Here is a 24,986-nt window from a genome sequence, read left to right as displayed (position 1 = left end):
CCCCACCACGGCGGGACCGGGACCCCGATAGTCCGGTCAGAGCTTCTCCACCGGCGCGTAGCGCAGCAGCAGCACCTTGGGCCGCTCGTCGCCGAAGTCGATGGTGGCCTTCGCCTTCTCCCCGCTGCCGTCGACCGCGACGACCGTCCCCAGCCCGAACGTGTCGTGCGTGACCCGGTCCCCGACCGCCAGCGAGATGACCGGGCGGTCCTGGGTGCGCCGCGTCGCGAACCCGGAGGGGCCGCTCTTCGACGGGGAACGCGACAGCATCGAGGCCGCCGCCGACACCGAGGCGGAGGGTGCCGAGGAGGCACCCGTGCGCTTCCACTCGATGAGCGGCTCCGGGATCTCCTCCAGGAAGCGCGAGGGCGGGTTGTACGAGGGCTGGCCCCAGGCGCTGCGCATGGTGGACCGCGTCACGTACAGCCGCTGCCGCGCCCGCGTGATGCCGACGTAGGCGAGCCGCCGCTCCTCCTCCAGCTCCTTGGTCTGGCCGAGCGCGCGCATGTGCGGGAAGACCCCGTCCTCCATGCCGGTCAGGAAGACCACCGGGAACTCCAGGCCCTTGGCGGTGTGCAGGGTCATCAGCGTTATGACGCCGCCGCCCTCGTCGTCGTCCGGGATCTGGTCGGAGTCGGCGACCAGGGCGACCCGCTCCAGGAACTCGGCGAGCGTGCCGGGCTCCTCCTCGGTGCGCTCCTGTTCGAACTCCAGGGCCACCGCCGCGAGTTCCTGGAGGTTCTCGACGCGGGTCTCGTCCTGGGGGTCGGTGGAGGCCTGGAGTTCGGCCAGGTAGCCCGTGCGTTCCAGCACGGCTTCCAGGACGGTGGCGGGGCCGGCGCCGGAGTCCACGACGGTGCGCAGCTCCTCCAGCAGCTCGTTGAAGCGCTTGACGGCGTTGACCGAGCGGGCGGCCATGCCGAAGGCCTCGTCCACCCGGCGCAGCGCCGCGGGGAAGGTGATCCGTTCGCGTGAGGCGAGGGCGTCGACCATCGCCTCGGCGCGTTCCCCGATGCCGCGCTTGGGCACGTTCAGGATGCGGCGCAGCGGGACGGTGTCCTCGGGGTTGGCGAGCACGCGCAGGTAGGCCAGGACGTCCCGGACCTCCTTGCGCTCGTAGAAGCGGACCCCGCCGACGACCTTGTAGGGCAGGCCGACGCGGATGAAGACCTCTTCGAAGACACGGGACTGCGCGTTGGTCCGGTAGAAGACCGCGACCTCGCCGGGGCGGGCGTCGCCGGCGTCGGTGAGCCGGTCGATCTCGTCGGCGATGAACTGCGCCTCGTCGTGCTCCTGGTCGGCGACGTAGCCGGTGATGACCGGGCCCTGCCCGGCCTCCGTCCACAGGTTCTTCGGACGGCGGGAGGCGTTGCGCTCGATGACGGCGTTGGCGGCGGTCAGGATGTTCTGGGTGGAGCGGTAGTTCTGCTCCAGCAGGATGGTGCGGGCCTGCGGGTAGTCCTCCTCGAACTGGAGGATGTTGCGGATGGTGGCGCCGCGGAAGGCGTAGATGCTCTGGTCGGCGTCGCCGACCACGCACAGCTCGGCCGGCCCTTCGCCGTCCTCCTGCGCGTCTCCGCTCGCCGTGCCCACCAGTTCGCGCACCAGGGTGTACTGGGCGTGGTTGGTGTCCTGGTACTCGTCGACCAGCACGTGCCGGAAGCGGCGCCGGTAGTGCTCGGCGACGTCCGGGAAGGCCTGGAGCAGGTTGACCGTGGTCATGATGATGTCGTCGAAGTCGAGCGCGTTGGCCTCGCGCAGCCGCGACTGGTACATCGCGTAGGCCTCGGCGAGCTTCTTCTCGAAGGGGTTCTCGGCCTGGTCGGCGAAGGTCTCCTCGTCGATGAGCTCGTTCTTGAGGTTGGAGACCTTGGCGCTGAAGGACTTCGGCGGGAACTGCTTGGGGTCCAGGTCCAGGTCGCGGCAGACCAGGGCCATCAGGCGCTTGGAGTCGGCCGCGTCGTAGATCGAGAAGCTGGAGGTGAAGCCGAGCCTCTTGGACTCCCGGCGCAGGATGCGGACGCACGCGCTGTGGAAGGTGGAGACCCACATCACGTTGGCGCGCGGGCCGACCAGCTGCTCGACGCGCTCCTTCATCTCGCCGGCGGCCTTGTTGGTGAAGGTGATCGCCAGGATCTGGCCGGGGTGGACCTTGCGGGCGCCCAGCAGGTACGCGATGCGGTGGGTGAGCACCCGGGTCTTGCCGGAGCCGGCGCCCGCGACGATGAGCAGCGGGGAGCCGGTGTGCTCGACGGCGGCGCGCTGCTGCTCGTTGAGCCCGTCGAGCAGCGCGGCCGGGTCCACGACGGGGCGGTGGGCACCGTCCCGGTAGTACGCGTCCCGGTCGACGGGCGCGTCGAAACGCCCCTCGAAGAGGTCGTCGGGGACCGTGCCGGGCTCCTCCTCGGGAGGCGGCGGGGGCTCCTCCTCCTTCGGTTCGAGGCCGGCCAGGAAGCTGTCGTCAAAGAGGCTGCTCATCGCCTCCCGAGTCTAGGCCGTGGGACGGACAGCGTTGCGCCGCTTGCCCGAGCCCGCCCCCTCCGGGGCGTCCGGAAGTCGCCCGGTGCCCGTCCCGGGCGAACGCGTCACGGCCTTTCGCGGCCCCGAATGACGAAGGTCACGAAATGATTGCGGACAATTCGAACACCAGGGTTCCCACGGACCCCCGCAGTTGACTACCGTGCCGGATCAGGCGGTCCGCTCCACGCGGCGGCGACCGTGCCGTCACGGGCCGCCTCCGCTGAGTCCGGCGACCGCCGGAGCCGGGGACCCACGACCTTGGGGTGAATCGGTCCGTACGAGCGCAGCGCGCCCGTACGCACCGTAGGGCGGCCTTCCGAAGCCCGAACCCGACAGCTAACCCGGTAGGCGGTCCACGGAAGGAGCCGCCTGACTTGGCGACGCACCGCAAGCCGCGCCCGCGCGCGCTGACCGTCCCCGGCCCCCGGGCCGCGGTGGGACTCACGACCGCCGCACTGGCGACCGTCACCCTCTTCGGCGAGAGCGCGAGCGCGGCGCCCGCCTCACCCGACAAGCCCTCCATCACCGAGGTCAAGGCCCAGGTCGACAAGCTCTACCACCAGGCCGAGGCCGCCACCGAGCGCTACAACGGCGCCAAGGAGCAGACCGAGCGGCAGCGCACGCGCGCCGACGCGCTGCTGGACCAGGTGGCCCGCAGGACCGAGACGCTCAACGCCGCCCGCCGCACCATCGGCGAGTACGCCGCGGCGCAGTACCGCGGCGGCGGCCTGGACGGGACGACGACCTTCCTCCTCACCTCCGACCCGCAGCAGTTCCTGGACCAGGCGCACCTGATGGACCGCCTGTCCGACCGCCAGGAGCACGCGCTGGAGACCTTCCGCTCCGAGCAGGCCGAGACGACGGCCAAGCGCTCCGAGGCCGTCGAGAGCCTGCAGAAGCTGACCGAGGCCCAGCAGCGGCTGAACGCGGAGAAGACCTCGGTCAAGCAGAAGCTCGCCGCGGCGCAGAAGTTGCTCAACAGCCTCACCGCGCAGGAGAAGGCGCGGCTGGCGGCGCTGGAGAAGAAGCGCCGGGAGGAGGCCGCCGCGAAGGCCGCGGAGATCGCCGCCAAGGAGAAGGCCGCGCAGGAGGCGGCCGCCAAGGAGTCGGGCTCGTCCACGGGCTCCACCGGCTCCACCGCCCCGTCCGGCACCTACGCCGCCAAGGCGGCCAAGGCGATCGAGTTCGCGCGGGCCCAGCTGGGCAAGCCGTACGTGTACGGCGCCACCGGCCCGAACTCCTACGACTGCTCGGGCCTGACCCAGGCCGCCTGGGGCGCCGCGGGCGTCTCGATCCCCCGCGTGACCTACGACCAGGTCGACTTCGGGACCCGGGTGAGCGCGGACCAGCTGCAACCCGGCGACCTGGTCTTCTTCTACTCCGACATCACGCACGTCGGCCTGTACATCGGCGGCGGCAACATGATCCACGCCCCCCACACCGGAAGCGTGGTGAAGATCGCCCCGATCACGGAGATGCCGATCTACGGCTACGCCCGGATGACCTGAGCCCGAGCCCGAGCCTGAGCCCGGCCGCTGGCCGGGCTCAGGTCCACAGCACCGCGATGAAGATGTTGGCGGTGGTCAGCGCGCCCACGGTGCCGAAGGCCGCCGCCGGCACCTTCTCCTCGTCCCGCTTGACGTAGACCAGGCCGAGGACCACCACCAGGACCGCGAGCTTCACGCCGATCTTGATGTTGTTCACCGGCTGGTCGTCGGCCTGGTTGAGGCCGACCAGCAGCACGCCCGTGACCAGCATGGTCAGCGCGCCGTGCAGCATGCCCGGCACGAAACGGGCCTCGCCGCGGCCCATGGCCTTCATCTGGGTGAGGAAGCCGCCCAGGAGGGCGGCGATGCCGATGATGTGCAGGCCGACGATCAGGTTGATGAGTACGTCCATGGCTCAGGACCCTAGCCAGGCCCATACCAGCGCCCGGCACCGAGGTCCCGCTCTCCGTCACATCGGTCAGGGACGGACCGGAAGTGACCAGGTCACCCGTCGAACAGCGGTCATCCGCGGGCAGTCCGCGGCCGAATCGGACCAGTCCCGCACACTCCGGAGCCCCCTCGCGGCGTCCAGGTTTAGCGTCCTGCCCCAGGTGGCCGATCCCCACTGCCGCGCGGACCCCGTCCCCGGCACGGCCGCCCCCGCCGAAGGTCCGGCGGTGGACGGTCCCCGTCCGCCCGCCGCCGGACCGCCGGGGGGAGGTACGGACAGCCCGGAAGGAGTGACGGCGCGTGGCGTCGCACAGAAGGCCCAGGGACCGCGGTCCCGCAGGCACGGCAGCGCGCACCGCCGTCGGCCTCGCCCTGGCGGGCGCCGCCTCCGTGACGGTGTTCGGCGAGGCCGGGCACGCGGAGCCCCGGCTGACCACGGACGAGGCCAGGGCCAGGGTGGACCGGCTGTACGAGGAGGCCGAGCAGGCCACCGAGCGGTACAACGGCGCCAAGGAGAAGGCGGACACGGCCACCGGGCGGATCGAGCGCCTCCAGGACGAGCTCGCCCGCAGGACCGAGCGCCTCAACAGCACCCGCGACGGCCTCGGCTCCCTCGCCACCGCCCAGTACCGCAGCGGCGGCATCGACCCCGCCGTCCAGCTGGCCCTCGCCTCCTCCCCCGGCGACTACCTGGAGCGCGCCGGGATGCTGGACCGGATGAGCAGCCGCCAGAACGCCGCGCTGCGCGCCCTGTCGGCCCAGCGGCGGGACATCGAGCAGTTGCGCGCCGAAGCGGGCGCCGAGCTGGAGGAGCTGCGCGGCACCCGCGCCGAACTCGCCCGCCACAAGCGCACCGTGGAGCAGCGTCTGGCCTCCGCGCGGCAGTTGCTGGGCCGGCTGACCGCCGGCCAGCGCGCCGAGGTGCTCTCCTCCGGCGGCCACGGTTCCGCCGACCCGGCCCGTGCCGGCCGTGCCGCCACCGGCTCCCGCACCGGCCTGGCGCCTGCCGCCGCCCCCAACGCGCGGGCCGCGCGCGCCGTCTCCTTCGCGTACGGCGCCCTCGGGCTGCCCTACGTCTGGGGCGCCACCGGACCGTCGGCGTACGACTGCTCGGGCTTCACGCAGGCGGCGTGGCGGGCGGGCGGGGTCTCGCTGCCGCGCACGACGTACACCCAGATCAACGCGGGCACCCGGATCTCCCGCTCCCAACTGGAGCCGGGCGACCTGGTGTTCTTCTACTCGGGGATCAGCCACGTCGGCCTCTACGTGGGCAACGGCATGATGATCCACGCCCCGCGCACCGGTGACGTCGTCAAACTCGCCCCGGTCGACCAGATGCCCTTCGCGGGCGCCACGCGTCCGGCGTGACGCCCTTGCCGCGAGGGCTCAGACCAGGCGGCGGGCGGTCGCCCAGCGGGTGAGTTCGTGCCGGTTGCTCAGCTGCAGCTTGCGCAGCACCGCCGAGACGTGCGACTCGACGGTCTTCACCGAGATGTAGAGCTGCTTGGCGACTTCCTTGTACGCGTAGCCGCGCGCGATCAGCCGCAGCACCTCGCGCTCGCGCTGGGTCAGCCGGTCCAGGTCCTCGTCGACCGGCGGGGCGTCGGTGGAGGCGAAGGCGTCCAGGACGAAGCCGGCCAGCCGGGGCGAGAAGACGGCGTCCCCGTCGTCGACCCGGAAGATGGAACTCACCAGGTCAGGGCCGGTGATGGTCTTGGTGACGTAGCCGCGGGCGCCGCCGCGGATCACGCCGATGACGTCCTCGGCGGCGTCGGAGACCGACAACGCCAGGAAGCGCACGGGCTGTTCCGCGTCGCCCATGAGCCCGGCGCAGCGCTTGAGCACCTCGACCCCGCCGCCGCCGGGCAGATGGACGTCGAGCAGCACGACGCCGGGCCGCGTCGCGGTGATGACCGAGACCGCCTGGTCCACGTCGGCGGCCTCGCCGACCACGTCGACGCCGGTCCGCTCGGTCTCGCCGATCTCGGCCTGCACCCCCGTGCGGAACATCCGGTGGTCGTCGACGAGGACGACCCTCACGCGTCGTTCCGTGCTCATGACGACCTCCCTGGTCCCTGGGCCCTGTCCATCTCCAGCTCCACTTCCGTGCCCCCACCCGGTGCCGGGCGCAGCCGCGCCTCGCCGCCGTTGCGCCGCATCCGGCCGATGATCGACTCCCGGACGCCCATCCTGTCCGACGGTACGTCGTCGAGGTCGAAACCGGGGCCGCGGTCGCGGACCGATACGAAGACCTTGCTCTCCTCGACCTCCGCGTACACCTGCACGGGCTCGTCCCCACCGTACTTGGCGGCGTTGACCATGGCCTCGCGGGCCGCCTGCATCTGCGCCACCAGGCGCTCGTCGAGCGGGCAGTCGCCGACGCACACCACCTCGACGGGGACGCCGTGCGCGTCCTCCACCTCGGCCGCCGCGCGGCGCACCGCCTCGGCGAGGGTGGCCGGTTCGTCGTCCTTGCCGTTGCCCTCGGGCCGGTAGAGCCAGGCGCGCAGCTCCCGTTCCTGGGCCCGGGCCAGCCGCGCGACCTCGCGCGGGTCCTCGGCGTGCCGCTGGATGAGGGTCAGGGTGTGCAGCACGGAGTCGTGGACGTGCGCGGCGACCTCGGCCCGCTCCTGCGCACGGATGCGGGCCAGCCGCTCGGCGGACAGGTCCTGGGTCATGCGCACGAGGTACGGTCCGGCGATCAGCGCCACCCCGACCAGGACGGCGAGCGCGGCCTGCAGGATGGTGCCCAGGTGGCTGACCGAGCCCTGCACGACGAGGAAGCCGGTCACGCCCACGCCGACGAGGATCACCCCGGCGGCGCCGCGCGCGAAGGGCAGCAGCCGCTTGCGCCGGCTCAGCTCGGCCCAGCGGGCACGGCGGGCGTTGTCGGCCTGCCGCCACACCAGGGCGACGCCGAGCCCGATCAGCAGCAGCGGCCACACATAGGCGTTGGCCTTGCCGAGGTTGAGGTTGTCCAGCAGGATGCCGAGGCCCATGGCGAGCGCGATCAGCGCGACGATCTGGCCCCGGTCGGGCCTGCGTCCGGCCAGCCAGGAGCGCGCGTCGCGCGGTTCCTTGGCCTCGACGACCCCGCCGACGCCGAGCGGCACCACGAACCAGAAGACCGCGTAGAGCAGGATGCCGAGGCCCTGGATGGTGGCCAGGACCACGAAGACCACGCGCACCCAGGCCACGGGCAGTCCGAGGTGCCCGGCCAGCCCGCGGGCGACGCCGCCGATCATCCGGCCCTCGGAGCTGCGGTAGAGCTTGCGGACCGGCGATCCGGCCGGGTCCGGCGACGCGAAGTACGACGCCCCGTCGGGCGGGCTGGTCGGTGGTCCGGCGGCTGGCATGTCCCGATCGTCACACGTTTCGCGCACGGTGGGTATCAGGGTTGGCCCCCATGCCGGGTCAGGGTCGTTCCGGATACCGGCGCGCGTCCGGGACCGCCACCATGGACCCATGACGGAGCAGTACACGGAGACGGAGACGGCCGGGTCGCCGCCGGGCCCGCGGCTGGCGCGCTGCCGCGAGCGGAAGGTGATCGCCGGCGTCTGCGAGGGCGCGGGACGGTACTTCGACATCGACCCGGTGGTCTTCCGGATCGTGCTCGGCGTGCTGGCGCTCACCGGCGGTCTCGGGCTGGTGGCGTACGGCCTGGCGTGGCTGCTCGTCCCCGCGGCGGGGGAGACCGAGAGCGAGGCGCACCGGCTGCTGTCCGGGCGGGTCGAGGGGACGGCGCTGACGGCGGTGCTGGTCTCGCTGGTCGGCTGCGGGCTCTTCCTGTCGATGCTGGGCAGCGGCGGGAACCTGGCCTTCTCGCTGGGCCTGCTGGCGGCCTTCGCCGGCGCCGTCTACTGGTCGGTGCACCGGCGGCAGGCGACCGAGGCGCCCGCCCAGCCGGTCGCGCCGCCCCCGACCCAGCCGCCTCCGCAGCCCGCGACGTCGGCGTGGTGGAAGGAGACCGCGGTCGAGGACGCGGTGCCGGTGCCGGGGCCGGGCGGATACCTGTGGGGACCGGACGACGGTCCCTCGGACGTGGAGCGCGACCGCCGCGAGTGGCGGGACCGGCGCCGGGCGGTGCGGCGCGACGGCGCCTGGCTGGGCGTGCTCGTGTTCTTCCTGGCCGCGGCCGCGGCGGCGGGCGGCCTGGCCGCGTCCTGGTCGTCCGAGCCGCTGGCCACCAGCGTGCAGATCGGCCTCGGCTCCGCGCTGGCCGTCTTCGGCCTGGGTTTCGTGGTCAGCACCTGGTGGGGGCGGCTCGGCGGCGGCACCGTCTTCGTGGTGCTGCTGACCGCCGCGCTGCTGGTCGGCTCCACGACGCTGCCGCGCTCGGTCGGCACCGACTGGAAGCAGCGCACCTGGACGCCCGCCACGCTCTCCGCGGTGCAGGACTCGTACGAGCTGGGCACCGGCCGGGCGACGCTGGACCTGTCGGAGCTGGAGCCGGGCGGACGCACGGTCTCGACGCGGGCCGAGGTCGGCGCGGGGCAGCTGGTCGTCAGGGTTCCGGAGGACGTCACGCTGCGGATGCACGTCCAGGTGGGCGTGGGCGACCTGCAGTTGCCGGGCGAGCAGGAGAAGGACGTCGACGTCCACCCCGGTCTCGACCGGAAGGTGACCCTGGACCCGGCGGACGGCCGGAAGTCGCGGGGCACGGTGGAACTCGACGTGGAGATGGGCGTCGGACAGGTGAAGGTGGTGCAGTTCCCGTGAGAAGGCATCCGTTCGCGCCCTCGGCGCTGCTGACCGGGCTGGTCCTGCTGGGGCTGGCCGCGGTGTTCCTGCTCGACGCGGCCGGCGAGGTGTCGCTGTCCCCGGCGGCCGCGGTGCCCCTGACCTGTGCGGGTCTGGGGCTCGCGGCACTCGGCTCGGTCGTCTCCCGGATGGTCCGGGGGCGGGCCGCCCGGCGGTCAGGCCAGGCCGCGCCGTCCCCGGCCGCGCCGTCCGGCGATCATGGCGTCGACGGACAGTAGCGGGGCGCCGGCGAGGACCAGCGGCAGCCAGGCCATCAGGTAGGCGAGGTCGTTGCCGTAGTAGTACGGCTGCGTGGCCCAGCTGACGGTGAGCCACAGGCTCAGCGAGATCAGCGCCCCGCCCAGGGCGGCGATCCGGCTGAGCAGGCCGACCAGCGTGCCGATGCCGACGGCGATCTCGCCGAAGGCGATCGCGTAGCCGAACCCGTGCGGGTTCTTCAGGGCCAGGTCGACCATGGCCGGGATCGCGGCGCTGTCGCGGATCCCGTTCAGCAGGCCGACGAGCGAGCCCGCGGCGCCGTCGTTGAAGAAGGTGTCGGACATCAGCTTGTCGAATCCGGCGTAGACGAAGGTCACGCCGAGGAAGATGCGCAGCGGCAGCAGGGCGTAGCGCCGTGCCGTGTCCCGCCACGGACCCTGACTGGGGTACCGCTCCGTGTCCCGCATACCGTTCATGCCCGTTGTGCCCGTCACGCTCATGACGTCCGCCCTCTCGCACGCACCTGCCGTGGACTCCCTCCCGGACCGATTCTCCAGGAGCGCCCTGGGAGATACGTAGGCGAAGCGGCCGTCGTTCAATCAAAAAGCTCTGAATTCTCGCGGACTATCCGCTCATAGGTGGGCTGGTAGTTGATCCAGGCGACCAGATCATGTCCCAACTGCTCACGGGTGGCGATCGCGTCCTCGTGCGCGATCCACACCGGCTTGCCCGCCGCCTTCGCGCTCAGCTGCACCTGGCAGGACCTCTCCATCGTCATGAACCACCACGCCGCCGCGTCCACGGTCTCGCCGACCGTCAGCAGTCCGTGGTTGCGCAGGACCAGCGCCTTGTGCGCCCCCAGGACCACCGCGATGCGCCGCGCCTGGGCCTCGTCCACCACGACCCCGGTGTACGCGTCGAACAGCGAGTGGTCCTCGTAGAAGGCGCAGGCGTCCTGGGTGATCGGTTCCAGCCGCTCCCCCAGCGCGGCCAGCGCCCGGCCGTAGGTCGAGTGGCTGTGCACCACGGCCGCCACGTCGGGCCGCGCGGTGTGCACATGGGCGTGGATGGTGAACGCCGCCTGGTTGACGTGGTGCCGGCCCTCGACGACGGCGCCGTGCTGGTTGGCCAGGATCAGCTCGCCCACGGTGAGGTGCCGGAACGGCACGCCGAAGGGGTTCACCCAGAAGTGGTCCGCCAGCTCCGGGTCGCGCACGGTGATGTGCCCGGACACCCCGTCCTCGAACCCCAGCTCCGCGAACGCGCGCAGCGCCACCACGAGCCGCTCCTTGCGGTGGCGGCGTTCGGCCGCGGGGTCCTCGAAGGTGGGCGGCAGCGCGAAATGGAGCCGGTCGGGGGGTACGGGCTGCGGCGGCGCGGTGTCGGTCATGGCGCGGAAGTTACCCCGAGGTACCGCAGATGGACAGGGGCGATACCAGGTTTCCCCGGTATCGCCCCAAGCCTGCCCCACGCGGGGGGCTACTCCCACTCGATGGTGCCCGGGGGCTTGCTGGTGACGTCCAGCACGACGCGGTTGACGTCGGCCACCTCGTTGGTGATCCGGGTCGAGATCCGGGCCAGCACCTCGTACGGCAGCCGCGACCAGTCCGCGGTCATCGCGTCCTCGCTGGAGACCGGGCGCAGCACGATCGGGTGGCCGTAGGTACGGCCGTCGCCCTGCACGCCCACCGAGCGCACGTCGGCCAGCAGGACCACCGGGCACTGCCAGATGTCGCGGTCGAGACCGGCGGCGGTCAGCTCCTCGCGGGCGATGGCGTCGGCCTCGCGCAGCAGGTCCAGGCGCTCCTTGGTGACCTCGCCGACGATGCGGATGCCCAGGCCCGGACCCGGGAAGGGCTGGCGCTGGACGATCTCCTCGGGCAGGCCGAGCTCCTGGCCGACCATGCGGACCTCGTCCTTGAAGAGCTTGCGCAGCGGCTCGACGAGCTGGAACTGCAGGTCCTCGGGGAGGCCGCCCACGTTGTGGTGGGACTTGATGTTGGCGGTGCCGGTGCCGCCGCCGGACTCCACCACGTCCGGGTAGAGGGTGCCCTGCACCAGGAACTCCACCGACTCGCCGTGCGCGCCGGCCTCGGCGACGATCTCGCTCGCGGCCTGCTCGAAGACCCGGATGAACTCCCGGCCGATGATCTTGCGCTTCTCCTCGGGGTCGGAGACCCCGGCGAGCGCGGTCAGGAAGCGCTCCTGCGCGTCGACGACCTTCAGCTGGACGCCGGTGGCCGCCACGAAGTCCTTCTCGACCTGCTCGGACTCGCCCTTGCGCATCAGGCCGTGGTCCACGTAGACGCAGGTCAGCTTCTCCCCGATGGCCTTGTTGACCAGGGCCGCGGCGACCGCGGAGTCCACGCCGCCGGACAGGCCGCAGATGGCGCGCTTGTCGCCGACCTGGGCGCGGATCGCGGCGACCTGCTCCTCGACCACGTTGTGCGTGGTCCAGTCCGGCGCGATGCCGGCGCCCCGGTAGAGGAAGTGCTCCAGCACCTGCTGGCCGTGCTCGGAGTGCAGCACCTCGGGGTGGTACTGGACGCCGTAGAGCTTCTTCTCGTCGTTCTCGAACGCGGCCACCGGCACCAGGTCGGTGGCGGCGGAGACGGAGAAGCCCTCCGGAGCGGCCGTGCAGGTGTCGCCGTGCGACATCCACACCGACTGCTCGGCCGGGGTGCCCTCGAAGAGCGTGGAGCCGGTCTTGCCGACGTGCAGCGGGGTACGGCCGTACTCGCGCGCGCCGGTGTTGTCGACGGTGCCGCCGAGGGTGATCGCCATCAACTGGAAGCCGTAGCACATGCCGAAGACGGGGACGCCCGCCTCGAAGAGGGCACGGTCCAGCCGGGGGGCGTGCTCGGCGTAGACGGACGAGGGCCCGCCCGACAGGATGATCGCCGCGGGCCGCTTGGCCAGCATCTCCTGGACGGGCATGGTGCTCGGCACGATCTCGCTGTAGACCCGGGCCTCACGCACACGGCGGGCGATGAGCTGGGCGTACTGCGCCCCGAAGTCGACGACGAGAACGGTGTCGGGGGCGGCTGGGGTCGCTGATGCCACGGTGGGCCTTCCGGCGGGTCGAACGTGGGGTCCCTGCCGATTCTACCGGGGCCCGCGGCTTTACTTCCCCGGCCCGAGGAGTCACACTGTCCGCCATGTTCAGCAGCACGCACTTCGCGTTTACCTATGGCACCGGCTGGTCCGGCTGCCATGGTCGTGCTGTCTGAGCGAGGAACGCATCCAGACGTCACCAGGCGCCCCGGGCCACACGGCCCGGGGCGCCTGGCGTTTCCCGTCCCGGGCGGCCCGGGGGCCCGGCCCCCAGGAGGAACCCCATGAGCAGCACCCCCGCGGCACCGCCCGCCACCGACCCCGCGGCACCGCCCGCCACCGACCCCGCGGCTCCGCCGGCCGCCGACCCCGCCGCCGTCATCGCCGCCGCCCGCGAGCGGATCGACGACCTCGACGCGCGGATCATCGCCCTGGTGCGGGAACGGATGACGGTCTCGGCCGGCATCCAGCGCGCCCGCATGGAGTCCGGTGGCCGCCGTGTCCACCTCTCCCGCGAGATGGACGTCCTGCGCCGCTACAACGACCCGCTGGGCAGGCCCGGCACCGCACTCGCCATGACCCTGCTGGAGCTGTGCCGCGGCCGGGTCTGAAACCCCCGCGGCACCGGCCCTGTGACCCGTTCGGGGGGCATCACCCGTACGACACGTGACCGCCTACGGACGCCTTCGTTGAATCCGGTGTCCGTGCCAGCCAGGCGCGGTCACCCTGGGCCAGGGAAGCAAGGACGTCGAAGACCACGCGTGGACACCGCTCAGACGCAGCTGGGCGGGGTGCCACCGGAGCGATGAGGCGCGCCCGCGCGAGTGGAAGCAATGCGGTCGCGCCGTGGGACCTCGCTCCGGTGATCAGTGACCGGACGGCAGGGGACAGCAGCCCGGTCACACCTCAAAGTGGCGGTCGGTTCCGGGGACGCCCGGGACCGGCCGCTCTGCGAGGAACACACTACTCATTTCGCGGCACTTGAGCAGGTATCCGACCCTCGATCGAGTGAGTCGGGCCGCACATGGCGCTCTCCGGGAGGTCCGGCGGCGGCCGGAACAGCGGCCCGAGGGCCGCGTCCCCGGCGGGCGCGGCCCCTCCTCGTGTCCGGGCATCCGTCGGCGTCCGGCGGAGTCAGGCCTTGGGCGGCACCGGCGGTACGGGGAGCACGGGCAGCCGCAGCGCGCCGAAGGCCTCCGCGGGGACGGCCGGCGCCTTGGGCTCGACCGCGGCGACGCGCCGGTAGGCCTCACCCTGGGCCGGACGCGGGTCGGCGTCGCCCTTGTTGGGCCACAGCGACATGGCGCGTTCGGCCTGGGCGGTGATGGTGAGCGAGGGGTTGACCCCCAGGTTCGCGGAGACCGCGGCGCCGTCCACCACGTGGATCCCCGGATGCCCGAACAGCCGGTGGTACGGGTCGATCACACCGTGCTCGGCGTCCTCGCCGATCGGACAGCCACCCAGGAAGTGGGCGGTGAGCGGGGTGCCCATCAACTCGCCGACGTTGCTGCCCGCGAAGCCGTTGATCTCCTCGGCGAGCAGGCGGGCGGCCTCGGCGCCCTCGGGGATGAAGGAGGGGTTGGGCGCGCCGTGCCCCTGGCGGGCGGTGAGCAGGCCCTTCCCCAGGCCCTTGGGCTTGCGGTAGGTGGTCAGCGAGTTGTCCAGGGACTGCATGACCAGCCCGATGATGGTGCGCTCGGACCAGCGGCGGTTGGACAGCGACCGCATCAGCAGCACCGGGTGCCGCGCGCAGTGCGCCAGGTAGGCCAGTCCGCGCGGCAGCCGGGTGCCGTGCGGGACCTGGAGGATCGACAGGCCGCCCATCGAGTTGGAGCCCTTGCCGTAGCGGACCGGCTCGATGTGGGTGTTCTCGTCGGGGTGGATCGAGGACGTGATGGCCACGCCGCGCGTGAAGTCCACCCGCGGCTCGCCCGTGCGCCGGCGGTAGCGGCGGCTGTCGGTCTGCGCGCCCACCAGCGCCTCGGAGTTGGTGCGGGTCAGCTCGCCGAGCCGGGCGGACAGGCCCGGCAGCCGGCCCGCGTCGCGCATGCGGTGCAGCAGGGTCTGGGTGCCGTAGGTGCCGGCGGCGACGACCACGTGGCGGGCGCGCAGCACGCGCGGCTCCGCCTTGCGGCGGCGCTCGGTGGGGACGACGGTGACGTCGTGGCCGCCCTCGGGGTTCTCCGACAGGGCGGTGACGGTGGTCATCGCGTGGATCTCGGCGCCCGCCTGCTCGGCGAGGTGGAGGTAGTTCTCGTTGAGGGTGTTCTTGGCGCCGTGGCGGCAGCCGGTCATGCACTCCCCGCACTCGGTGCAGGCCCGCCGGGACGGGCCGGCGCCGCCGAAGTACGGGTCGGGGACCTCGCCGCCGGGCACCGCCCGCGCGTCGCCCGTGGCGTCCCGGCCGTCGCCGAAGAACACCCCGACCGGGGCCATGTGGAAGGAGTCGCCGACGCCCATCCGCTCGGCGGTCGCCTTGAGGTGGACGTCCGAGGGGGTCATCGTCGGGTTGAGCCGCACGCCGAGCATGCGCTTGGCCTGGTCGTAGTAGGGGGCCAGTTCCTCCTGCCAGTCCGTGATGCGGCCCCACTGGCGGTCCTCGAAGAAGGCCTTCGGCGGGACGTAGAGGGTGTTGGCGTAGTTCAGCGAACCGCCGCCGACGCCCGCGCCGGCCAGGATCATCACGTTGTCCAGCAGGTGGATGCGCTGGATGCCGTACAGGCCGAGCGCCGGGGCCCACAGGTAGTCCTTGACGTGCCAGGAGTTCTTCGGCAGCGACTCCCGGGTCCAGCGGCGGCCCGCCTCCAGGACGCCGACCGTGTAGCCCTTCTCGGTCAGCCGCAGCGCCGACACGGCCCCGCCGAAGCCGGACCCGATCACGATCACGTCGTAGTCGTAGGACATCCGCTCCCCCTCCATCAGCGCAGCCTCAGCGTCTTCATCACCCGCAGGCTGCGGCTCATGAGGGCCGCGTACGCCGAGTCGTCCATGCCCAGGGACGGGGCCATCGGCAGCAGCCGCTGCGTCGCCACGGTCTGCGCCTCGGTGTACTTGAGGATGCCCTCGGAGCCGTGCCGGCGGCCGAGCCCGGAGTCCTTCATGCCGCCCATCGGGGACTGCACGCTGCCGTACGCGGAGGCGTAGCCCTCGTTGACGTTGACGGTGCCGCTGCGCAGGCGCGCGGCGACGCGGGCGCCGCGGCGGGTGTCCTTGGTCCAGACGCTGGAATTGAGGCCGTACGGCGTCGCGTTGGCGCGCTCGACCGCGTCGTCCTCGTCGGTGAAGCGGTACACGGACACCACCGGGCCGAAGGTCTCCTCGGCGCACACGGCCATCGGCGGCTCGACGCCGTCCAGGACGGTCGGCTCGAAGAAGTACGGGCCGACGTCGGGCCGGGCCCGGCCGCCGGTGAGGACGGTGGCGCCCTTGGCGACGGCCTCCTCCACGTGCCGGGTGACGGTCTCCAACTGGCGCTCCCCGGCCAGCGACCCCATCCCGGCGCCGTAGGCGAGGGCGGTGCCGAGCCGCAGGGCCCGGGTGCGCGCGGTGAAGCGCTCCAGGAAGGCGTCCGCGACGGAGGCGTGGACGAAGAGCCGCTCGATGGAGATGCACAGCTGGCCCGCCGAGGAGAAGCAGGCGCGGACCGCGCCCTCGGCCGCCTTGTCGAGGTCGGCGTCCTCCAGCACCAGCAGGGCGTTCTTGCCGCCGAGTTCGAGGGAGGCGCCGATCAGGCGGGCCGCGGCGCGGGTCGCCACGTCCCGGCCGGTGCGGGTGGAACCGGTGAAGGACACGTAGTCGGCGTGCTCCACGACCGCCGGGCCGACGACCGGGCCCTCGCCGATGACGACCTGCCAGACGTCGGCGGGCAGTCCGGCCTCGATCAACTGCTCGCGCGCCCACAGGGCGGTCAGCGCGGTCTCGGTGTCGGGCTTCATCACGACGGCGTTGCCCGCGACGAAGGCGGGCAGCGCGTCGCCGACGGAGAGTTCGAGGGGGTAGTTCCACGGCGCGATCTGGCCGACGACACCGCGCGGGTGCCGCAGCTCCCGCACCTTGGTGAGGGCCGGGATGGCGCCGGTGTGCCGCTTGGGCCTCAGGTACGAGGGGGCCTTGACGCCGTAGTGCCGGGCGGCGACGGCGACCGCCAGCACCTCCTCGTGCGCGTGCAGGCGCGCCTTGCCCGTCTCCAGCTGGATCAGGTCCAGCACCTCGGACTGCCGGGCCAGCACCAGGTCGTGGAAGCGGAGCAGCACGGCCGCGCGGCGGCGCACCGGCGTCGCCGCCCACGCCTTCTGCGCCTCCCGCGCCCTCTCGTAGGCCGCCGCCACGTCCTGCGGCGTCGACTCCGGGAGCTCCGCCAGCTTCTCGCCGGTCAGCGGTGTGTGGTTCACGGTCCGGCCGCTGCCGGCCACGCCTCGCGTCAGCCGTGCCACGAGGTCCGGGGTCACCACGTCGGCGGCGGTCCTGGTGCCGGAGGGGGCGACCGGATTGCCGTTACCGGCAGTAGGAGAGTCCGTCATGGCGGGAGCGTACGACGCGGTGACACCGCGTGCATACCCGTCAGTAGCCGGTTTTCACAATGACGCCAGCAAAAGCTGGCAGGAACGCCGCGACAGGCGCCCCGCCCGCCCCGGGCGGGCGCTCACCCCGCGCGGAAGGCGGCGCGGGCGGTGTCGAAGTAGTCGCGGCCCCGCTCGGCCTGCTGGAGCGGCGAGGAGACCCACAGGTCGTACTGGCGGCCGCCCTCCTCCCAGCACAGGTCGAAGGTGCGGCGCGGCACGCCGTGCGTGAAGCCGTCCCAGGTGAACTCCCACAGCGCGGCCGGGTGCCCGTTCTGCGTGGTCGGGGTGACGAAGCCGTCCCGGTAACCCTCGTAGGCGGCCGGGCCGGCGGCGTCCTGGGCCCGCATGACCGCCTCGGGCCCGCGGGGGTCCGGGCGCTGGGTGCGGATGCCGACGCGGAACTCCTTGCCGGCGGAGTAGTAGAAGACGCGCGGCGGCTCGAAGGAGCGCCAAAAGCCCTCCGGCAGGGCGAGCGAGAAGCCCGCGGGGTCATCGACGGTGCGGAAGCCCGCGGGGAGCGACGGGCCGGCCGACGCGGGGTCCGCCGGAGCGGAGGCGGCGGACGGGGAGGTCCGCGCGGGTGCGCCGCTCGTGACGGCGGTCCGGTCCGGAGCGGCACCGCCCGTCGAACCGCCGTCCGGCAGCAGGGAGGCCGCCGCGACGCCGGCCCCCGCCAGCACCGCCACGCCCAGCACGGCCGCCAGCGGGCCCCGCCTGCGCCGGGGCCGGGCAAGCGGCGCGTCATGGCGCTCCGTCTCGGTGCCCGGCGCGGGCGCGGGCACCGCGGTGGGCGGCACGCCGGTCTCCGCGTACGCGGCGAGCAGTTCCTCCGTCTCCTGCGCGGTCGGCCGCCGCTCGGGCTCGCGCCGCAACAGGGCCTCGACGACCGGCAGCAGCGGCCCGGTCCGCTCCGGCGGCCGGATCTTCTCGAACACGACGGCGTGCAGCACCTCCCCCAGCGAGTCCCGGCGGAACGGGGACCGCCCGACGACCGCCGCGCACAGCAGCACGCCCACCGACCACAGGTCGGAGGCGGGCCCCGCGGCCTGCCCGGACATGCGCTCGGGGGCGGTGTACTCGGGCGAGCCCACGAAGTCCCCGGCCTCGGTCAGCGTGGTCGCTCCGGTCACCCGCGCGATGCCGAAGTCGGTCAGCACGATCCGCCCGGTGCCGTGCTCGACGAGGACGTTGCCGGGCTTGATGTCCCGGTGCAGCACGCCGCGTTCGTGCGCGGCCCGCAACGCACCGGTGACGGCGGCGCCGATCCGGGCGGCCTCGCGCGGGGGCAGCGGGCCGTCCTGGGCGAGGACGTCGGCGAGCGAGCGGCCGTCGACGAGCTCCATGACGATCCACGGGGAGCCGTCGTGCTCGACCACGTCGAAGAGGACGATCACATGGGGGTGGCGTATCCGGGCGACCGTGCGTGCCTCCCGCAGGGCGCGGTCCTCGTCGCCCTCGGCGTGCAGCTCCTTGACCGCCACCCGGCGGCCGAGCAGTTCGTCGTCGGCCCGCCACACCGTGCCCATGCCGCCGCGCCCGAGCCGCCCCGTGATCCGGTACCGCCCGGCGACCAGCCGCCCCCCGTCGCCCCTCATGGGGTCATGATGCCTCACCACCGGTCACCCGGCCGGTTCCGGCCGCCAGGTCTGCAGGGCCACCTGGAACCGGGCGGAGGAGGCCGCCCAGTCACCGGCCGGCGCGCCCATGTAGAGGGCGTACTCGCGGCCGTCGGCCGTCACGTACGCCTGGTCGACGGCACGGCGCGGGCCCGGGTGCTCCTTGGAGTCGGTCCAGGTGAACTCCCACAGGCAGCCGTCGCCGCCCCGGAAGGTGTTCTGGTGCAGCCGCACCCGGGTGTAGTCGGGGAGCGCCTGCACGCTCTCCTCCAGCTGGAGCAGGTGCATGTACGGGTTGACGCCCGGCGCGGCGCGGCCGACGCCGACGCGGAGCCGGTGGGCGCCGCCGTCGGGCGTGTAGTCGATCTGGTCGCCGTCCAGTTGGCGTTGCCAGCCGCGCGGTACGGCGAGGCTGAAGCCCGCCGGGTCGTGGACGCGCACGTAGCCTGCCGGGACCCCGGTGGCGTCGCCGGTGCCGTCGCCGCGCCCCTCGACCACCGCGAGGACGCCTCCGGTGCCCGCCAGCAGCGCCCCGGCGACCGCGGCCGCCACGAGCGCGGCGCGGCGCCCGCCGGGGCGGCGGCGCCGTGGGCCGCCCGCCGCGATGGCCGTGAGCGTGGTCGCCAGCTGCCCGGCCGGCGGGCGCGCGGCGGGCTCCTTCGCGAGCAGCGCCGCGATGACCGGGCGCAGCGGGCCGGCCGCCCGGGGTTCGGGCAGGTCCTCGTACACCACGGCCTGCAGGGTGCCGATCGGCGACGTGCGGCGGAACGGCGAGCGCCCCTCGACCGCCGCGTAGAGCGTGGCGCCCAGCGACCACAGGTCGGACTCCGGCCCGGGACGGCCGCCGCGGGCCCGCTCGGGCGCCAGGTAGTCGACGGATCCGACGAGTTCGCCGGTGCGGGTGATCGCCGAGTCGCCCTCGACGACGGCGATGCCGAAGTCCGTCAGCAGGACCCGGCCGTCGCGGGCGAGCAGCACGTTGGCCGGCTTCACGTCCCGGTGGAGCACGCCCGCGGCGTGCGCCGCGCGCAGCGCCTCCAGCACGGCGGCGGCCACCGCGGCGGCCCGCCTGGGGGACAGCGGGCCGTCCTCGCGCACCGCCTCGTCCAGGGAGCGGCCGTCCACCAGTTCCATGACGATCCAGGGCCGGCCGTCCTGTTCCACGACGTCGTGGACGGTCACCACGTTGGGGTGGTTGATCCGGGCGGCGGCCCGGGCCTCCTGCTTCATCCGTTCCTGGAGCACGGCGCGGTCGTCCTCCGCGAGATGGGCGCCGAGGGTCAGCTCCTTGACGGCGACGGTACGCCGCAGCACGACGTCCTGGGCCTCCCAGACCCGCCCCATGCCGCCGCGGCCGATGACGTCGCCGAGCCGGTACCGTCCGGCCAGCACGCTTCCGCTCCCGCTCACTCCCCTGCACCCACGGCCTCTCCAACGCGCGCCGTGACCGGGCGGTTCCGGTCCGGGCACCGCGCTCAGGTGGTGCGGTAGGTCTCCGCGGCCTTCTCGAAGTACCGCTTGACGTCGGCGCGACGGCCGTCCGGCCCGATGACCAGGACGACGTGGTACCTGCCGTCGCGGATCATCACCAGGTTGCGCGCGAACAGCTGCCGCCCGGAGCCGTCGCTCCAGCTGAACTCGCCCTCCGCGGCCGTGATCCCGCCCATGTCCAGGCGGCGCAGTCCGGAGGCCGAGGACCAGCCGGAGGCCCGGAAGCCGGAAAGCTCGGGCTCGTCGTTCTGGTAGACGATCGGGTCGCTGCCCTTGTCGGCGACGGTGTCACGGCCGGGCACGACCAGCAGCTGGTAGTCGCCGCCGGTGTAGCGGACCTGCCCGTCGGCGTTCCTGGGCGTGCGCTGCCAGCCGTTGGGGACGGCGAGCCGGAAGCCCTCCGCGTCGGTGCGCAGCGTGAAGTCGCCGCCGAGGCCGGTGGTGGCGGCGTCGTCCGCCGGGGCCGACCGCGTGGCCGGCGGGGCACTCGTGGCCGGGGCGGAGCTGCGCGTGGCCTTGCCGGGCGGCGGGGCGGTCGTCTGCGGCCGCTCGTCACCGCCGGGCACCTGCGCGGGCAGGGTCCGCGTGGCACCGGCCGCGCCCTCGTCGTCCGTGGACCCGCCGCGCGGCATGAAGAGCACGGCGTACACCACGGCGGCGACCATCAGCAGCAGCACCAGCCCGACCAGTGTGATCCCGAGGCTGCGCGGCCCGCGCCCCGAGCGCTGCCGCCGTTCCTTGGTGCGCTTGTGGCGCCCGTGCGCGGGGTGGGCGGGCACAGGGTCGGCGGCGGCCTTGCGGCGGCGCACCAGTTCGCCCCGGCGGCGTACGACGGGCAGCTTGTGCGGGTCGTCGGCGGGCACGGGCACCGTGCTCAGCCCCACGTCCGGCTCCGGCGCGGAGCGGACGAGGGAGCGCAGCCAGCCGCGCAGCTCCTCGGCGTCCGGCCGCTCCTCGGGGTCCTGGCGCAGCAGCGACTCAACGACGGGCCGCAGCGGTCCGCACTCCTCGGCGTACGCGGGCGGCTCGGCGATGACCAGCTGGACCAGTTCCGCGGTGCTCTCCTCCGGGAACGGAGGATGCCCCTGGACGCTGCGGAAGAGCAGCGACCCCAGTGCCCACAGGTCGGCGGCCGGGCCGACGGGCGGGGCGAGCTGCCAGTTCTCGTGGACCTCGGTGGCCTGCTCGGGGGCCCACCGCTCGGTGACGGGACCGACGACGGTGAGCCGGGCCTGACGGGCGCGCTCGAGCTCCAGCGCGGAGTGCGGGCCCTCCCAGCCGCCGCCGGGCGCCTCGCCGCCCCCGGCCATCGCGGGTACCGGCACCGGGTTGTAGCCGCACAGCGCCTCCTGGGCGGCGCCCACGGCCAGCCCCGAGAGCATCGCCCGGCCGTCGTCGCAGACCAGCACGGTCCGGCCGGTGACGTTGCGGTGCACCCAGCCGTGGGCGTGCAGCACGCGCAGCGCGGTCAGCACGTCGGAGGCCACCTCGGCGGCCCGGTAGGGGCTCAGCCGCTTGTCGGCGAGGACCGCGGCCAGCGGGCGGGCGGCGACCAGCTCGCTCACTATCCAGACACTGCCGTCCTCGACGAAGATGTCGAAGACCTGCACCAGCCGGGGGTGGTCGGGTATCGCGGCCGCGGCCTGCGCCGCCTCCAGGGCCCGGTGGGCGGTGTCCCCGCCGTCCCCGTGGTGCGGTCCCGGCTCGGCGCTGACGACCTCGGGCAGCAGGACCTGGCGTATCAGCACCTCCTGGTTGCTGAACGTGTCCCAGGCCCTGGTCTCCACCAGTTCGAACTCGTCGGCGGGCGGCCGCGGCAGGCGGTAGCGGTCGGCCAGTACGCGTCCCGCGTAGTCGTCCACGACGCCTCCCCAAAGCGTCAGATCCGATCCGTTGTGGATGCGGACAGTCCGCAATGACTCACGATACGTGCCCGAGCGGCCTCACTTGGCCGGTTTGAAGGTGTTGAAGAGCGCCTCGCGCATCTCCGTGGTCTTCTTGCTGTCCCACTCGGCGTCCGGCGCGAAGAAGAGGATGGCGTAGCCGTGCCCGTCGTCCACGACGAAGCCCCGGTTGACGGCGCGCATCTTGGTGCCGCCGGACATGTAGGTGAACGTCCAGTCGGCGGCGGTGCGGTAGCCGCGGTAGCTCACGTCCTTTATGTCCACCTTCTGGTAACCGGGGAACCTGCCCGCGGCACCGGCCTCGTTCTGGCGCCAGGCGTCCGCCGCGCTCTTGCCGGGGGTGTGGGTCCAGTCGACCTGCACCCGGGGGCTGCGGCGGGCGTTGAAGACCCAGCCGTTGCCGGCCCGCTCCTTGTTCGCGGCCCAGCCACTGGGCAGCGCTATCGAGAAGCCCTCCTGGGAGTCGGTGTAGGTCGTCCAGCCGGCCGGAACCGCGCCGGAGCCGTCCTTCCCGCTGCCGGAGCCGTCGCCGGACCCGGAGGAGGAAGTGTCCGAGCCCTTGCCGGAGTTGTCGTCGCCCTTCCCCTTGCCGGAGTCGTCGCCGCCCTTGTCGTCGCCGGACTCGCTCCCCTGGCCCCCCTTGTCGTCGCCGGACTTGCCGTCCTGGACGCCGTCGTCACCGGACTTGGCGCTCGCCGGGGCGGACGGATTGGCGGGCTGACGGGCGCCCGGGTCGTCGTCGCCCTGGCCGGCCCAGATGCCGATGCCCGTCCCGAGCAGCACGAGGACGACCACGATCGCGGCGAAGAGCACCGCGCGGCGGCGGCGCTCGTCCATCGACGCCAGGAGCGGCAGCCGCGGGGCGGTGGCCGGGGCGGCCGCCGGCACCGGTACGGGCGTGACCGGGGCGGACGCGGTCGCCGGGGTCGCCTCGGGCTCCGGCTTGGCCTTCGCGGCCCGCAGCGCCGCCTGGTCGGCGGCGGCGGCCCGGGTGGCCGGGGGCGCGTCGGTGGGCGTCGGCTGCGGGTCGGAGGGCGGCAGCGGCATGGTGCGCGTGGCCTCGGCGACCGGGACGTCCGGCGCGTGGGCGACACCCGTGAGCAGCGGGCGCACGCCCGCGTCGTCGAGCCGCAGCTCCGGGTCCTTGTTGAGCAGCCCGTGGATCGCGTCGGCCAGCGGGCCCGCGTTGCGCGGGGTCTGCAGCGACTCCGTCATGACGGCGGTGAGCGTGGCGATGGCCGAGCCCTTGTCGTACGGCGGCCGGCCCTCGACCGAGGCGTACAGCAGCGCGCCCAGCGACCACAGGTCGGCGGGCGGGCCCGGCTTCTGGCCGCGCGCCCGCTCCGGCGAGATGTACGAGGGGGCGCCGACCAGCATGCCGGTGGAGGTGACCGACGGGTCGCCGTCGATCTGGGCGATGCCGAAGTCGCTCAGCACGACGCGGCCGTCGTCGGCGATCAGGACGTTGGACGGCTTCACGTCACGGTGGAGGATGCCCTCCTTGTGGGCGGCCCGCAGCACGTCCAACACGGTCAGCCCGACCTCGGCGGCGCGCTTGGGCGAGAGCGGCCCGTCCTCGCGGATCGCGTCCGACAGCGAGCGGCCCTCGACCAGTTCCATGACGATCCAGGGCCGGTCGTCCTCCTCGACGACATCGAAGACGGTCACCGCACCGGTGTTGCGGATGCGGGCGGTCGCCTTGGCCTCGCGCAGGGTGCGGGTGATCAGGCGGCGCTTCTCGTCCTCGTCGATGTTGTGCGGGAAGCGCAGCTCCTTCACGGCGACCGTACGGCCGAGCGTCTCGTCGACAGCCCGCCAGACGGTGCCCATGCCGCCCTTGCCGAGGACGGCGCCGAGTCGGTACCGGTCGGCGATGAGCCGCTGGTCGGTGTCGTGCGCCTGGCCCATGAATTCCCTCTGCAGTCGCTGAAGATGAAGCTCCCTCATCGCCTGCCAACGGCGACCGCGGGATGGAGACCTCCATCATCCCTGACTCGGGGCCGTGGTCCCACCCCGGCCCCGCCGTGTGCTAGTCGTGGACGACGAGTCCGGCCACCGCGTCGTCGAAGACCGTCCGGAAATCACCCCATTGGGCCGTCGGCGCGGAGAGGTAGACGGCGAACTCGCGTCCGCCGGGCTCCCCGAAGCCGAGGTCGATGGCCCGGAAGCCGCGGGCCTTGCCCTGGAAGGTGAACTCCCATATGGCGGCCGGGCGGTCGCGCCACTTGGTGCTCTGCATCCGCAGCCGCTCGTACCCCGCCACCTTGGGGATGGTCTGCTGCTCCTCCTCCGCGAAGTGCTCCAGCGGATCGCTCGCCGCGTAGTCCAGCGTGCCGATCCGCAGGCCGGCCAGGCCGCTCGGGTCGACGTAGATGACCTGCTCGCCCTGCACCTGGCGGGTCCACCCGTCGGGGACCGGGACGGAGAAGCCCTGCTCGGGCTCCTCGGCGAGGTGGTAGCCGGCCGGCACGGGCGACGGGCCCGGAACGGACGGGGAGGGGGGCGGGGAGGAGGACGCCGGGGAGGACGGCGACGAGGAGGTCGCCGAGTGGCTCGGGGCCGGCCGGTCACCCTGCGTGCCGGTGGAGCCGCCGAAGTGCTGCGCGGCGTAGAAGCCGCCGCCGGCGAGGGCGGCGGCCAGCACCGCGGCGAGCAGCACCCGGACCCCGGTGCGGCGCCGCGCCCGCGGGGGCTCCGCCGGGACGGGGACCCCCGACGGAAGGGTGGGTGCGTGCGGGGGCGCAGGCTGCGCGACCGGTTCCGGGGGCCGGACGACGGTGGTCGGCGCGGTGTGCGACCGGGTCAGGCTCTCGCGGGGGACGCTCGCGGTCTCGGTCTCGGCGGCGCTCGCCCGCAGCATCCGCTCGGCCTCCGGCGCCGACAACCGGCCCTGCGGCTCCCGCACCAGCAGCCCGGCGATCACCGGCCCCAGCGGGCCCGCGT

Annotated in this window: 19 protein-coding genes and 1 riboswitch; of the genes, 5 read left to right on the top strand and 14 right to left on the bottom strand. The window is 73.5% G+C overall.

From position 1 onward, the window contains the following. Positions 1–36: 36 nt before the first annotated feature. Positions 37–2,478: a DNA helicase PcrA gene (gene pcrA / locus ABZ479_RS31985; RefSeq protein WP_500464821.1), complete on the bottom strand. Its 2,442-nt coding sequence runs from the start codon at positions 2,476–2,478 to the stop codon at positions 37–39. Positions 2,479–2,728: 250 nt separating this feature from the next. Continuing rightward, positions 2,729–2,886, top strand: a riboswitch (cyclic di-AMP (ydaO/yuaA leader). A gap of 8 nt (positions 2,887–2,894) precedes the next feature. Between pcrA and ABZ479_RS31980 the strand changes: the two genes are divergently transcribed. Next, on the top strand, positions 2,895–4,028 hold the full coding sequence (locus ABZ479_RS31980) for a C40 family peptidase (protein WP_500464820.1): 1,134 nt from the start codon (positions 2,895–2,897) through the stop codon (positions 4,026–4,028). Between the two features lie 37 nt (positions 4,029–4,065). Here ABZ479_RS31980 and ABZ479_RS31975 read toward each other — a convergent pair whose 3' ends face one another. Next, complete coding sequence (locus ABZ479_RS31975; RefSeq protein WP_499606517.1) at positions 4,066–4,419, bottom strand: hypothetical protein; 354 nt, start codon at positions 4,417–4,419, stop codon at positions 4,066–4,068. A 338-nt stretch (positions 4,420–4,757) separates the two neighbouring features. Here ABZ479_RS31975 and ABZ479_RS31970 point away from each other — a divergent pair, with 338 nt between their 5' ends. Then, complete coding sequence (locus ABZ479_RS31970) at positions 4,758–5,825, top strand: C40 family peptidase (protein ID WP_500464819.1); 1,068 nt, start codon at positions 4,758–4,760, stop codon at positions 5,823–5,825. Positions 5,826–5,843: 18 nt separating this feature from the next. Here ABZ479_RS31970 and ABZ479_RS31965 read toward each other — a convergent pair whose 3' ends face one another. After that, on the bottom strand, positions 5,844–6,515 hold the full coding sequence (locus ABZ479_RS31965) for a LuxR C-terminal-related transcriptional regulator (protein ID WP_499606515.1): 672 nt from the start codon (positions 6,513–6,515) through the stop codon (positions 5,844–5,846). Continuing rightward, a complete protein-coding gene (locus ABZ479_RS31960) occupies positions 6,512–7,813 on the bottom strand; it encodes a PspC domain-containing protein (RefSeq protein WP_500464818.1) in 1,302 nt (433 codons plus the stop codon). Before ABZ479_RS31960 ends, ABZ479_RS31965 begins: the two co-directional genes overlap by 4 nt. Before the next feature lie 109 nt (positions 7,814–7,922). Here ABZ479_RS31960 and ABZ479_RS31955 point away from each other — a divergent pair, with 109 nt between their 5' ends. Together ABZ479_RS31955 and ABZ479_RS31950 are read left to right on the top strand one after the other, a co-directional pair. Further along, a complete protein-coding gene (locus ABZ479_RS31955) occupies positions 7,923–9,176 on the top strand; it encodes a PspC domain-containing protein (protein WP_500464817.1) in 1,254 nt (417 codons plus the stop codon). Beyond that, complete coding sequence (locus tag ABZ479_RS31950) at positions 9,173–9,436, top strand: hypothetical protein (RefSeq protein WP_500464816.1); 264 nt, start codon at positions 9,173–9,175, stop codon at positions 9,434–9,436. Before ABZ479_RS31955 ends, ABZ479_RS31950 begins: the two co-directional genes overlap by 4 nt. On the opposite strand, the gene ABZ479_RS31945 is transcribed toward ABZ479_RS31950, so the two are convergent. The 3 genes from ABZ479_RS31945 to guaA all read right to left on the bottom strand — a co-directional run bounded on the left by ABZ479_RS31945 (position 9,374) and on the right by guaA (position 12,479). Beyond that, complete coding sequence (locus ABZ479_RS31945) at positions 9,374–9,916, bottom strand: DoxX family protein (RefSeq protein ID WP_500464815.1); 543 nt, start codon at positions 9,914–9,916, stop codon at positions 9,374–9,376. The two genes, ABZ479_RS31950 and ABZ479_RS31945, sit on opposite strands and share 63 nt — an antisense overlap. A gap of 95 nt (positions 9,917–10,011) precedes the next feature. Continuing rightward, positions 10,012–10,806: a class II aldolase/adducin family protein gene (locus tag ABZ479_RS31940; RefSeq protein ID WP_500464814.1), complete on the bottom strand. Its 795-nt coding sequence runs from the start codon at positions 10,804–10,806 to the stop codon at positions 10,012–10,014. Positions 10,807–10,895: 89 nt separating this feature from the next. Then, the gene (gene guaA / locus ABZ479_RS31935; protein ID WP_500464813.1) at positions 10,896–12,479 is read right to left on the bottom strand and encodes a glutamine-hydrolyzing GMP synthase; all 1,584 of its coding nucleotides are present in this window, start codon (positions 12,477–12,479) and stop codon (positions 10,896–10,898) included. A 275-nt stretch (positions 12,480–12,754) separates the two neighbouring features. Here guaA and ABZ479_RS31930 point away from each other — a divergent pair, with 275 nt between their 5' ends. Continuing rightward, positions 12,755–13,081, top strand: coding sequence for a chorismate mutase (locus tag ABZ479_RS31930; RefSeq protein WP_500464812.1), 327 nt, complete (start codon positions 12,755–12,757; stop codon positions 13,079–13,081). A gap of 523 nt (positions 13,082–13,604) precedes the next feature. Here the strand turns inward: ABZ479_RS31930 and ABZ479_RS31925 are convergent. The 7 genes from ABZ479_RS31925 to ABZ479_RS31895 form a co-directional block, all read right to left on the bottom strand. Continuing rightward, complete coding sequence (locus ABZ479_RS31925) at positions 13,605–15,389, bottom strand: GMC family oxidoreductase N-terminal domain-containing protein (RefSeq protein ID WP_500464811.1); 1,785 nt, start codon at positions 15,387–15,389, stop codon at positions 13,605–13,607. Next, positions 15,389–16,990: a succinic semialdehyde dehydrogenase gene (locus ABZ479_RS31920; protein ID WP_500464810.1), complete on the bottom strand. Its 1,602-nt coding sequence runs from the start codon at positions 16,988–16,990 to the stop codon at positions 15,389–15,391. The genes ABZ479_RS31925 and ABZ479_RS31920 overlap by 1 nt, the downstream gene beginning before the upstream one ends. A gap of 122 nt (positions 16,991–17,112) precedes the next feature. Continuing rightward, positions 17,113–18,627, bottom strand: a complete 1,515-nt coding sequence (locus tag ABZ479_RS31915) for a serine/threonine-protein kinase (protein ID WP_500464809.1) — start codon at positions 18,625–18,627, stop codon at positions 17,113–17,115. A gap of 24 nt (positions 18,628–18,651) precedes the next feature. Continuing rightward, a complete protein-coding gene (locus tag ABZ479_RS31910) occupies positions 18,652–20,040 on the bottom strand; it encodes a serine/threonine-protein kinase (protein ID WP_500464808.1) in 1,389 nt (462 codons plus the stop codon). 83 nt (positions 20,041–20,123) lie between these two features. Continuing rightward, on the bottom strand, positions 20,124–22,001 hold the full coding sequence (locus ABZ479_RS31905) for a serine/threonine protein kinase (protein WP_500464807.1): 1,878 nt from the start codon (positions 21,999–22,001) through the stop codon (positions 20,124–20,126). A gap of 81 nt (positions 22,002–22,082) precedes the next feature. Then, on the bottom strand, positions 22,083–23,951 hold the full coding sequence (locus ABZ479_RS31900; protein ID WP_500464806.1) for a serine/threonine-protein kinase: 1,869 nt from the start codon (positions 23,949–23,951) through the stop codon (positions 22,083–22,085). Positions 23,952–24,072: 121 nt separating this feature from the next. Then, the coding region (locus ABZ479_RS31895) for a serine/threonine kinase C-terminal domain-containing protein (protein WP_500464805.1) at positions 24,073–24,986 on the bottom strand (914 nt) is incomplete at its 5' end.

This window comes from Streptomyces sp. NPDC005722 (assembly GCF_040630935.1).
Lineage (GTDB): Bacteria > Actinomycetota > Actinomycetes > Streptomycetales > Streptomycetaceae > Actinacidiphila.
Note: the sequence above shows the minus strand (reverse complement) of the source record. Positions and strands in the feature narration are given on the sequence as shown.